10 protein-coding genes are annotated in these 10,246 nt (G+C 69.9%); 8 read left to right on the plus strand and 2 right to left on the minus strand.

The genetic code is table 11. The features are described 5' to 3' along the window. The first annotated feature begins 13 nt into the window (after positions 1-13). The 6 genes from E1212_RS23465 to E1212_RS31220 all read left to right on the plus strand — a co-directional run bounded on the left by E1212_RS23465 (position 14) and on the right by E1212_RS31220 (position 5,803). Positions 14-1,333 (plus strand): ABC transporter substrate-binding protein, encoded by a 1,320-nt coding sequence (locus E1212_RS23465; protein ID WP_131986967.1) that lies wholly within the window; start codon positions 14-16, stop codon positions 1,331-1,333. A gap of 61 nt (positions 1,334-1,394) precedes the next feature. Beyond that, positions 1,395-2,366, plus strand: a complete 972-nt coding sequence (locus tag E1212_RS23470) for a carbohydrate ABC transporter permease (protein WP_131986969.1) — start codon at positions 1,395-1,397, stop codon at positions 2,364-2,366. 10 nt (positions 2,367-2,376) lie between these two features. Further along, positions 2,377-3,261: a carbohydrate ABC transporter permease gene (locus E1212_RS23475; protein ID WP_131986971.1), complete on the plus strand. Its 885-nt coding sequence runs from the start codon at positions 2,377-2,379 to the stop codon at positions 3,259-3,261. After that, positions 3,258-4,262, plus strand: a complete 1,005-nt coding sequence (locus E1212_RS23480) for a Gfo/Idh/MocA family protein (RefSeq protein WP_131986973.1) — start codon at positions 3,258-3,260, stop codon at positions 4,260-4,262. Before E1212_RS23475 ends, E1212_RS23480 begins: the two co-directional genes overlap by 4 nt. Beyond that, the gene (locus E1212_RS23485; RefSeq protein WP_131986975.1) at positions 4,259-5,248 is read left to right on the plus strand and encodes a Gfo/Idh/MocA family protein; all 990 of its coding nucleotides are present in this window, start codon (positions 4,259-4,261) and stop codon (positions 5,246-5,248) included. Before E1212_RS23480 ends, E1212_RS23485 begins: the two co-directional genes overlap by 4 nt. Before the next feature lie 372 nt (positions 5,249-5,620). Further along, positions 5,621-5,803: an ATP-binding cassette domain-containing protein gene (locus E1212_RS31220; protein WP_131986985.1), complete on the plus strand. Its 183-nt coding sequence runs from the start codon at positions 5,621-5,623 to the stop codon at positions 5,801-5,803. Positions 5,804-5,988: 185 nt separating this feature from the next. Here the strand turns inward: E1212_RS31220 and E1212_RS23495 are convergent, their stop codons facing one another. Continuing rightward, positions 5,989-7,332: a beta-propeller fold lactonase family protein gene (locus E1212_RS23495; protein WP_162605604.1), complete on the minus strand. Its 1,344-nt coding sequence runs from the start codon at positions 7,330-7,332 to the stop codon at positions 5,989-5,991. A 433-nt stretch (positions 7,333-7,765) separates the two neighbouring features. On the opposite strand from E1212_RS23495, the gene E1212_RS29625 reads away from it, so the two are divergent. Together E1212_RS29625 and E1212_RS23505 are read left to right on the plus strand one after the other, a co-directional pair. Then, positions 7,766-8,425: a fibronectin type III domain-containing protein gene (locus tag E1212_RS29625; protein WP_162605605.1), complete on the plus strand. Its 660-nt coding sequence runs from the start codon at positions 7,766-7,768 to the stop codon at positions 8,423-8,425. A 176-nt stretch (positions 8,426-8,601) separates the two neighbouring features. After that, on the plus strand, positions 8,602-9,276 hold the full coding sequence (locus E1212_RS23505) for an NAD(P)H-binding protein (protein WP_131986987.1): 675 nt from the start codon (positions 8,602-8,604) through the stop codon (positions 9,274-9,276). Positions 9,277-9,643: 367 nt separating this feature from the next. Here the strand turns inward: E1212_RS23505 and E1212_RS23510 are convergent. After that, a partial coding sequence (locus E1212_RS23510) for an IS256 family transposase (protein WP_203417134.1) occupies positions 9,644-10,246 on the minus strand: 603 nt, incomplete at its 5' end.

Below are 10,246 nucleotides of genomic sequence, written 5' to 3' on the forward strand. Positions count from 1 at the left end.
CACGGGAGATCTCATGTCGAACCGACTCGGCCGGCTGGCACCGGCCGTGGGTGCAGTCCTGGTGCTCGCCGCCTGCGGCGAGAGTGCCGATCCACGGGAGAACACCGACGCCGCCGGCGACGAGGACGGCGGCAGCAGCGGGGGCCAGGTGACGCTGGTCATGGAGAGCTGGCGCAACGACGACCTCGCCATCTGGGAGGACGTCATCCTGCCCGCCTTCCACGAACAGCACCCGGACATCCGGGTGACCTTCCAGCCGACGGCGCCGGACGAGTACGACGCCGCCCTGGACGCCAAGCTCTCCGGCGGCACCGCGGGCGACCTGATCACCTGCCGCCCCTTCGACGTCTCGCTGCGCCTGCACGAGGATGGCCATCTCGCACCGCTGACCGACCTGGAGGGGATGGAGGCCTTCGGCGACGTCGCCCGGGCCGCGTGGTCGACCGACGACGGCTCGGAAACGTTCTGCGTTCCGATGGCGTCGGTGATCCACGGCTTCCTCTACAACAAGGCGGCGTTCGACGAGCTGGGCCTCACCCCGCCGGAGACGGAGGAGCAGTTCCACGAGCTGCTCGCCGCGATCGCCGCCGACGGCACGTACGCCCCGTTGGTCATGGGCACCGCCGACCAGTGGGAGGCGGCGACCATGGGCCTGCAGAACATCGGCCCGAACTACTGGAACGGCGAGGAGGGCAGGCAGGCGCTCATCGACGGCGCCGAGCGGTTCGACGACGAGCAGTACGTCGCCGTCTTCACCGAGCTCGCCTCGTGGGCGGAGTACCTGCCCAGCGGCTACGAGTCGATGACCTACCCCGACGCGCAGAACATGTTCACCCTCGGCCGCGGGGCGATCTTCCCCGCCGGTTCCTGGGAGATCGCGCTCTTCAACGAGCAGGCGGACTTCGAGATGGGCGCGTTCGCCCCGCCGCTGCCAGAGGGCCAGGACACCTGCTACATCAGCGACCACACCGACATCGGCATCGGCATGAACGCGGCCACCGAGCATCCGGAGGAGGTCAGGACGTTCCTGGAATGGACCACTTCGGCCGAGTTCGCCGATCTGTACGCCAACGCGCTGCCGGGGTTCTTCCCGATGTCCGACCACGACGTCGAGGTCGACGACCCGCTGGCGCAGGAGTTCCTCAGCTGGCGCGACGACTGCGAGTCGACCATCCGCAACTCGTACCAGATCCTCTCGCGCGGTGAGCCCAACCTCGAGAACCAGCTGTGGGACCTCAGCGCGCAGGTGCTCAACGGCACGGTCCAGCCGGCCGATGCCGCCGCCCAGGCCCAGGCGGGCCTGGAGCGCTGGTACGAGCCGCAGCAGCAGTAGTGCCGTCCGGGTGTGGCGCGGGCTCGGTCCGCGCCACACCCACTTCCGCGAAGGAGAACGCATGACCCGACCGCGGACCTCGGCGCCGCCCAAGGGGCTCGATGTCGAGGACACGACGGCGAGCGGCCGGCCCCCGGCTACGCGGCCCGCCGCCCGGCCGCGTCGCCGGTTCCGCACCCACCTGGTGGTCTTCATCGCGCCGGCGGCGGCGATCTACACGATCTTCATGGTCTACCCGTTGCTCGACTCGTTGCGGCTCAGCCTGTACGCCCCGGTCGACGGCGTCCAGACGTTCGTCGGGCTGGACAACTTCGTCCATCTGCTCTCCGACGACCTGCTCTCCGACGCGTTCTGGAACGCGGTGTGGAACAACCTGGTGTTCTTCGCCGTGCACTTCTTCGTCCAGAACCCGATCGGCCTGCTGCTCGCGGCGCTGCTGGCCGCGCCCACGTTGCGGGGCCGGTCGGCCTACCGCACGCTGCTGTTCATCCCGACGACGCTGAGCGTGGTCATCGTCGGGTTCATCTGGCAGCTGATCATCAGCCCGGTGTGGGGGTTCGTCGAGACCCCGCTGCTCGGGCAGTCGAGCACCGCCTTGGTGACGCTCGCGCTGATGTCGGTGTGGCAGTACATCGGCATCCCGATGATCCTCTTCTACGCCGTCCTCATCAGCATCCCGGACGAGCTCATCGAGGCGGCGACGGTCGACGGCGCCGGCGCCTGGTCGACGTTCTGGCGGGTCAAGTTTCCGCTGATCCTGCCCACCGTCGGCATCGTCTCGGTCATCACCTACGTCGCGAACATGAACGCCTTCGACCTGATCTACACCGTCAAGGGCGCCCTGGCCGGTCCGGACTTCGCCTCGGACATCATGGGGACGCTGTTCTTCCGCACCTTCTTCGGCTTCCAGCTCCAGCAGGGCTCCAGCACCATGGGCGCCACGGTCGCCACCATGATGTTCCTGCTCATCCTGGCCGGTGTGCTGGCGTACTTCTACGGCTGGCAGCGGCGCATCCAGAGCTACCAACTGTGAGGAGCCCAGAGTGAGCGCTGTGAGCACCCCGGTGCGCGGTGTCGCGCGGCCGCCGCGGGCGGGCCGGACCTGGCGGGCACGGGCCGGTGTGGCCGTCCCGCACCTCATCCTGATCGCCTACGTCGTCGTGGCGTGCGGGCCGATCGCGCTGATCGTCATGAACGCGTTCAAGTCCCGCCAGGCGATCTTCGAGGAGCCGTTCGCCTTCCCGACGCCGTCGACGTTGGACCTCGGCGGGTTCGAGACGGTCTTCACCAGGGCCCGGTTCGAGCTGTATTTCCTCAACAGCTTCATCGTGACCGTCAGCACAGTGGTCCTGGTGCTGCTGCTCGGGTCGATGGCGGCATTCGCCCTGGCCGAGTACCGGTTCGCCGGTATCACCGTCGTGTCGCTGTACATGGCGGTGGGAATCATGATCCCGATCCGGCTCGGCACGGTCGGCATCCTCGACCTCATGGTCCGGCTGAACCTGGTGAACTCGCTGGCCGGGCTGGTGCTGGTGTACACCGCGATGGGGCTGCCGCTGGCCGTGTTCGTGCTGACCGCGTTCTTCAAACAGGTGCCGGGCGACCTGAAGGACGCTGCCCGCATCGATGGCGCCAGCGAGTACCGGGTGTACGCGCTGGCCCTGCCGCTGGTGCGGCCGGGGCTGGCGGCCATCGGCGTGTACACCATGCTGCCGATCTGGAACGACCTGTGGTTCCCGCTGATCCTCACACCCGGCGAGGGGGTCCGCACGGTGACGCTGGGCACCCAGCTGTTCCTCGGGCAGTTCGTCAGCGACTGGAACGCTGTGCTCGCGGTGCTGACGCTGGCCGCGCTGCCGATGCTGGCCCTGTTCATCATCTTCTCGCGGCAGTTCGTGCGCGGACTGACGTCAGGAGCGATCAAGTGAGCCCGACGCGCATCGGCATCGTCGGGGCCGGCTTCATGGGGTCGGTCCACGCGGCGGCGTGGGCGGACTGCCCGGACGCCCGGCTGACCGCGGTCGTCGGCGGGTCCGGCGGCCCGCCCGCGCGGCTGGCGGCGGAGCACGGCATGCGGGTCTGTGCGAGCCTGGACGAGCTGCTCGACCAGGTCGACGTCGTCGACGTCTGCGTCCCTACCGACCTGCATCACGAGGTCACGGTCCGCGCGGCCCGGGCCGGACGAGCCGTCGTCTGCGAGAAGCCGCTGGCCCGCACGCCGGGTGAGGCAGCGGACATGATCGCGGTGTGCCGGGAGGCCGGCGTGCCTCTGCTGCCCGCACACGTCGTGCGGTTCTTCCCCGAGTACGCGGCGGCGAAGGCGGCGGTCGACGCCGGTGCGATCGGTGAACCGGCGGTGCTCCGGCTGACCCGGGCGTCGTTCCAGCCGGCGAAGCCCGCGGGCAACTGGTACCTCGACGAGGCGCGCTCGGGCGGACTGCATGTCGACCTGATGGTGCACGACCTCGACTACGCCCGCTGGATCGCCGGCGAGGTCGTGGGTGTGCACGCGCGCAGCCTCCGGGCGGCCCGTCCGGACGCCGGCACCGACCACGTCCTTGCCATCCTGCGGCACGCACCGGGCGCGATCAGCCATGTCGAGGCGTCGTGGGCGCAGCCGCCGCCGACGTTTCGCACCCGGGTGGAGATCGCCGGGACCGGTGGCCTGCTCGACTTCGACTCCGACGGCAGCGCGCCGGTGCGCCCGAACCTGCGGGCCGGCGCCGCGGCGGGGCCGATGCCGCTGCCGTCCAGCCCGCTCGCCGTGTCGCCCTACGCGATCCAGCTGCGGCACTTCCTCGACGTCGTCCGCGGTGCCGCGGCGCCGATCGTGACGGCCGACGACGCCCTTGCCGCCGTGCGCATCGCGACGGCGATCGGACGGTCGATCGCCACCGGCCGGCCCGCTGACGTGGAGGTGGCCGCATGAGGGTCGGGTTCTTGTCCACCGCACACGTGCACGTCGACGCGTACGTCGGGAACGTCCGGGCCGCCGGGGCCGAGGCGGCCGGCGTCACCGACGACGACGCCGAGCGCGGCACCCGGTGGGCCGCCGCGCACGCGGTGCCGTGGTTCTCCTCGCCGGAGCACCTGCTGGACGCGGGACTCGACGCCGTCATCGTCGGGTCGGAGACAGTGCATCACCGCCGCCTGGTGGAGCTGGCGGCCGCGGCCGGTGTGGCCGTCCTCTGCGAGAAGCCGCTCGCCACCAACGACGACGACGCGCGCGCCATCGTCGACGTGTGCGCCGCCGCGGGCGTGCCGCTGATGACCGCGTTCCCCATGCGGTTCAGCCCGCCGCTGCGTGAGACCGCGGCTCTGCTCGCCGACGGCGCGCTCGGCGAGGTCTACGCGTGCACCGGCACGAACCAGAGCGTGCTGCCGACGAGGCACGGCGCCTGGTTCGCCGACCCCGTGCTGGCCGGCGGGGGTGCCGTCATGGACCACGTGGTGCACCTGGCCGACGTCCTGCGCTGGTACCTGGGCCACGACCCGGTCGAGGTGTACGCGGCCACCAACCGGGTCCTGCACCGCGACACCGTCGCCGTCGAGACCGGCGGACTGGTCATGCTCGGCTACCCCGACGGCGTCTTCGCGACGATCGATTCCAGCTGGAGCCGCCCGGAGGGGTATCCCACCTGGGGCGGGCTGACCCTCGAGCTGGTCGGCGAGCACGGCACGATCGCCGTCGACGCCTTCAGCCAGCACCTGACCGTGCATCGCGCGCCGCCGGACCGGCTGGACTGGCCGACGTGGGGGTCCGATGCCAACCAAGGCATGATCGAGGAGTTCCTTGACGCGGCCCGGCAGCGGCGCGTGCCGTCCGTCACCGGTGAGGACGGACTGGCGGCGACCCGGGTGGCGCTGGCGGCGTACCGCTCGGCCGCCAGTGGCGAACCGGTGGCACTGCCCTAGCGGCGGCCGCGTTGAGTCCATGCGCCGCGTGGTGCCGTTCGTGGTGCGAACTGGAGTGAACGAGTGTGGCCGCGGGTACGTGGTGCAGCTGTCGGTGAGCGTCCGATCAGCGCCGAGCGGGCGTCATCCCACGACGCCCAGTCACCGACTGTCCTCACGCGTCGCCCGCGGGCAGGGTCTGGTCGTCGTCGGTTCGGACAGGCAGCAACAGGGCCGGCTCGTCCGGGCGGAACCGCATGTGTTCGAGCTCGTGGGTGATGCCACGGCGGCGCAGTGTCTCGGCGCCGGCCGCGTGCCCGATCCAGGTCCATGCGTGGGTGCGTGTCAGTCACGGAGCCTCGCTCTTGGGCGTGACCCAGTCCGTCTGGGCGGCTGCCCCGTGGTCGAGCTGGTGCCGGAAGGACTCCCACGCGGGCCGGTGTCCGCGGCATACGGCTGTCCGGCGGTGAGGTCCAGCACACCGCCGTCGCACGAGCCCTCGTGCGGCGGCCGGACCTGCTGGTACTCGACGACGTGTCCAGCGCACGCGATGTCGAGACCGAGAGAAGCCTGTGAGATCGGCTGCTTGGCGAGTCGCAGCCGGGCCGGGTCAGCGCGACTCGCTGATCCGCCTCCATCGGGTGTGCCGGTTCGAGAATCACGCGAGCTCGTCGTGGACGTGGGGGCGATCCGCCGGCTCCTGAACCAGATCCAGGCAGCCGGCGGATCACCGGAAACCCCTCCGTGTTCGGCGCGTCGCGTCAGCGCCTCGGCACGACGACGGCGTGCGTGGCCCGGGCCGCGGCGGTGCCGTGGCACAGGAATGTCTGGCCGGTGAACACGTCGGTCGTGGAGCACCCTTCGTTGTCGGTGAGGGTGACCCGGGCATGGTGCACTCCCGAGGTCCGGTACACGTGCGTCGGCGTCGGTCCGCCGTCGGCCAGCCTGGTGCCGTCGCCGAAGTCCCAGTCGTAGCGGGCCACCGTCCCGTCCGGGTCGGCCCCGCCGGTGGCGTCGAACCTGGTCACCGTCCCGGCCCGGCCAGCGGTCGCGGTGAGCGCCGCGACCGGGCCCTGGTTCGGCCGGATCGCCAGCGACTGCGACGCCGGGCCTCGCCCACCGGTCCGCACCGGGGAACCCGGAGTGGGGACCAGCCCGTCGGAGGTCACCCGGTACGCAGACAGCTCGCTGGAGTCGAAGTTGCTCACGAACAGGAACCGTCCGTCCGGGCTGGTGGTGATGCCGACCGGCCCAAGTCCGGCCTTGACCGGCTCTCCGAGCGGGCGCAACCGGCCGTTCTGCCGCACGTGGAAGGCGGTGACCCCGCCGGTTCCGCTGTCGGGGCGGTCCTGGCCCGGGCTGGCGACGAACAGCCGCCGGCCGTCAGGGGAGATCGCAATGCCCTCGGAGTGGTCGGCGACGGCGTAGGGCGACCCGGGCACGGCAGTGAGCCGGCCATCGTGGCGGATTCGGAAGCCGTAGACCTCGTCGGTGCTGATAGTGGCGATGTATAGGAACCGGCCGTCCGGCGTGATCCCCATACCCGTCGCCGCACCGCCGGTCTCCGCCACGACGCCGCGCGACCGCAACTCGCCGTCGGTGCCGATCGCGAAGCGGACGAGGACGTTCGTCGGCTCGGTCAACGGGATGCCGTGGCCGACGTAGAGCGAGTGGCCGTCCGGAGAGACGACCAAGCCGCGTGGGTTGGCGAACCCGGTCGCGACCGGGTTCCCGCGGCGGGCCAGCGTGCCGTCGGCGGCGACGTCGAAGACAGTGATGGTGTCGGAGCCGACGTTGCTCACGTACAGCGACCGCCCGTCGGGTGTCATAGCGATGCCGAAGGTGAAGCTGCCCCCCGTGGGCACCGGCGGCGCCAGTAACGACAGCTCGCCGTTCTCGCCCACCGCGTAGGCGGCGACGCGCCCCGAGTCCCGGTACGCCACGTAGGCGACGTCGCCGTCAGGGGCGAACACGACACTGTTGGAGCCGTCTCGCCCGCCGGTGGGTTCGAGAATTCCGGTGGCATCGGGGGTCCCGTCCGCGCCGACGACGAACGACGCGACATCGCTACTGCCGCCGTTGCCGACGACCAGGGTGCGGCTCACCGCCGGCTCGTCACCCGACGCCCCGGGAACGGCACCGGTGGACGTCGCCAAGCCTGCCGCGAGTCCGGCAGCCAACATGCGTACGAACATGCTCGATCCTCCAAGGATCGCCGGCGGACCACGTGAGGGCGGTGCCGTGGTCCGGCGGCGAGAAGAGCCCTCGGCATCGATTACGGGATCAGGCCCGCGATGGACGGAACGTATGACGAAGGTCACACGGGCAACCCGTGCATCCATGATCGGCGCGACGGGGTCGCCGCCGGTCCGCGGCTGGCGGCCTACGGCGCATATGCAATCCATCCGAACATCTCACGTCGTATCTCTGTGGACGCGGTTGCGGCTCGGTCCTACGCCGGGGTACTCAACGCACTGTCGTCAAGTCGTTAGACGCAGCCCGATGGCAAGTGGCAGCCTCATAGGAAAGGAACACGCCATGCGCGACAATCTACGTCGCATTCTTGCGGTCGTTTGCGCGAGCGCGGCCATCGCCGTCATGTCCGGCGGCACGACCCAGGCAGCCCCTCCACCGACCGGCGTCCGCATCACCGAAACCGGGTTCGACACGATCTCACTCGCCTGGTCGCCGGTCTCGGATGCTGAGTTCTATCGCGTGCTGGTCAACGGAGTCTGGCGAGCTGGGGTCTACTCTCCCGAGATCGCGACCACCGTGACTCAGCTGAGCCCGGGCACGACGTACGTCATCGAGGTGCAGGCGCGGACGGCCGATGGCGACTTCGGGCCGAGCGCCACTCTTCGCACGAGCACGCTCGACGACGCTGAGCCCCCGACGACGCCAACTGGTCTTCACGAGACCCGCGACTCAACCGGACGATGGACCGGCCTGACCTGGAACGCCTCAACCGACAACTGGAAGGTCGGCAGCTATCGCCTGTACGCCAACGGTCGACTGACGCTGATCGGCGGCGACGTCGCAGAACCATGGCGGCTCACCGACCCATACCACGGCGGCCTGACCTGCGGCGCGACTTACGAATTCACCGTTGAGGCCATCGACTGGAGCGGTAACACGTCCGCACGCAGCGACCCGTTGACCGCCACCATCCCACCATGTGGTGCAGCCGCATCATTCTGAATGGCTGCATGCTCCTCCATCGGGTGAGACCGAGCGAGAAATCTCCGCCGATCAGCTTCTGGAGTCAGCGGCCACGCTCGGCCGTGACCAGGTGAACTCGTCGCAGCTTCTCTGAGTGGCTCGTTCCGCCAGCGCAGCGGGCAGTCTCCCCTGACCGGGCAGTAAAGGTGGTGTCAGTGCGCGTAGCGATTGCCGGTGGCCACGGCCAGGTCGCTCGCCGGCTGACCCGGCTGCTGGCTGCGAGGGGCGACGACATCGTCGGGATCGTACGCAATCCCGGCCACGTCGAGGACGTACGGCGAGTGGGTGGGGCAGCTGCCGTACTTGATCTCGAGCACGCCGGCATCGACGAGGTGGTCGCACCACTGGCCGGGCGCGATGCGGTCGTCTTCTCCGCCGGCTCCGGCAGCAGTGTGACCGCCGCCCGCCGCAAGAAGGTCGACAAGGACGCCGTCGCGCTGGTCCTGGATGCGGCAGAACGAGGGGGAGTACGGCGGTTCCTGCACGTCAGCTCCATCAACGTGGGTTGCGCCGAGAGTCCCGGCATCGGCGAGGGGTACGCCGACTACCTGCGCGCCAAGCATGCGGCTGAGCAGGACGTCTTCGCCCGGGAAGGGCTCGCCTGGACCGTTCTCCGGCCCGGCGTCCTGACCGACGACCAGGGGAGCGGCACTGTGGATCTGGTCGCGGGCGGCCGGATCGCGCCGGAGAGCCCCCGGTTCGACACCGTCTCCCGAGACGACGTCGCCGCGGTGCTCCTGGCGCTCCTCGACCGTCCCGACACCGCTGGCCGTATCTACGTCGTCGTCGGCGGCACGATCCCGATCGGACGAGCGATCGACATTGCCTAGAATTCGCACCCGGTCCGATCTCGACGTGAACGCCTGACCTCCGGCGCCTACCTCGTCAACCTCCGGCCGCCGGAGACCGAGACCGTCTCCCGTCCACATGGGCGTTGCGTCCCGAGCCGAGCAACGCGACCAGGTCCGCGACATCCCTGCGGGCTGCAGATGCGGCCTTTGACGTGCGGGCGGCTCTTCGACTCGGCCGTGCGGCGCAGGGCTCGCGCTCAGCCACATGCCCATGTGGATCGATTGCCGATTGTCCATGAGCCATGACGACGACCTGTGCTCGCTTGCCGGCTCATACGGGAGGGTGACGTCCCACCTGGTGGTGTAACTGATCTTCACTGTGATCGGGTCAGCGAGTTGTTTCAGATCATGCCGTGAGCAGTGCGGGTGTGGCCACCTCCTGGGGCTGGCGGGTCGTCGGGTTGAGCAGGGCCATGGAGCTTTCGGAGAGGTAGCGGCGGTCGCTGACCTGCCATTCGTCGTGCGTCTCGACCAGGACCGATCCGGCCAGGCGGAGCAGCGCGGCGGGGTTGGGGAACACCCCGACGACGTCGGTGCGGCGCTTGATCTCCTTGTTCACCCGCTCCAGCGGGTTGGTGGACCAGATCTTCTTCCAGTGGCTGACGGGGAAGTCGGCGAAGGCGGTGACGTCCTGGCTGGCTTCACGCAGCATCGCCTCGACCTTGCCGAACTGACGGCCGAGCATGCCGGCGATGACGTCGAGCTGGGAGCGGACGTGCTCGGCGTCGGGTTGGGCGAAGACGGTGCGGATCGCCGCGGCGACCATCTCGGCGTGGCCCTTCGGCACCTGGGCCAAGACGTTGCGCAGGAAGTGCACCCGGCAGCGCTGCCAAGCCGCGCCGAGCAGCACCGCCTCGATGGCGTGCTTGAGCCCGGCGTGGGCGTCGGAGATGACCAGCTGCACCCCGGTGAGGCCGCGGGTCTTCAACGAGCGTAGGAACGCGGTCCA

This window comes from Jiangella ureilytica, from assembly GCF_004348545.1.
GTDB lineage: Bacteria > Actinomycetota > Actinomycetes > Jiangellales > Jiangellaceae > Jiangella > Jiangella ureilytica.

Bases quoted from the DNA above. Each gene is read 5' to 3' on its own strand.
- E1212_RS23465 (WP_131986967.1), top strand. From the start codon at position 14: ATGTCGAACCGACTCGGCCGGCTGGCACCGGCCGTGGGTGCAGTCCTG.
- E1212_RS23470 (WP_131986969.1), top strand. From the start codon at position 1,395: ATGACCCGACCGCGGACCTCGGCGCCGCCCAAGGGGCTCGATGTCGAG.
- E1212_RS23485 (WP_131986975.1), top strand. From the start codon at position 4,259: ATGAGGGTCGGGTTCTTGTCCACCGCACACGTGCACGTCGACGCGTAC.
- E1212_RS29625 (WP_162605605.1), top strand. From the start codon at position 7,766: ATGCGCGACAATCTACGTCGCATTCTTGCGGTCGTTTGCGCGAGCGCG.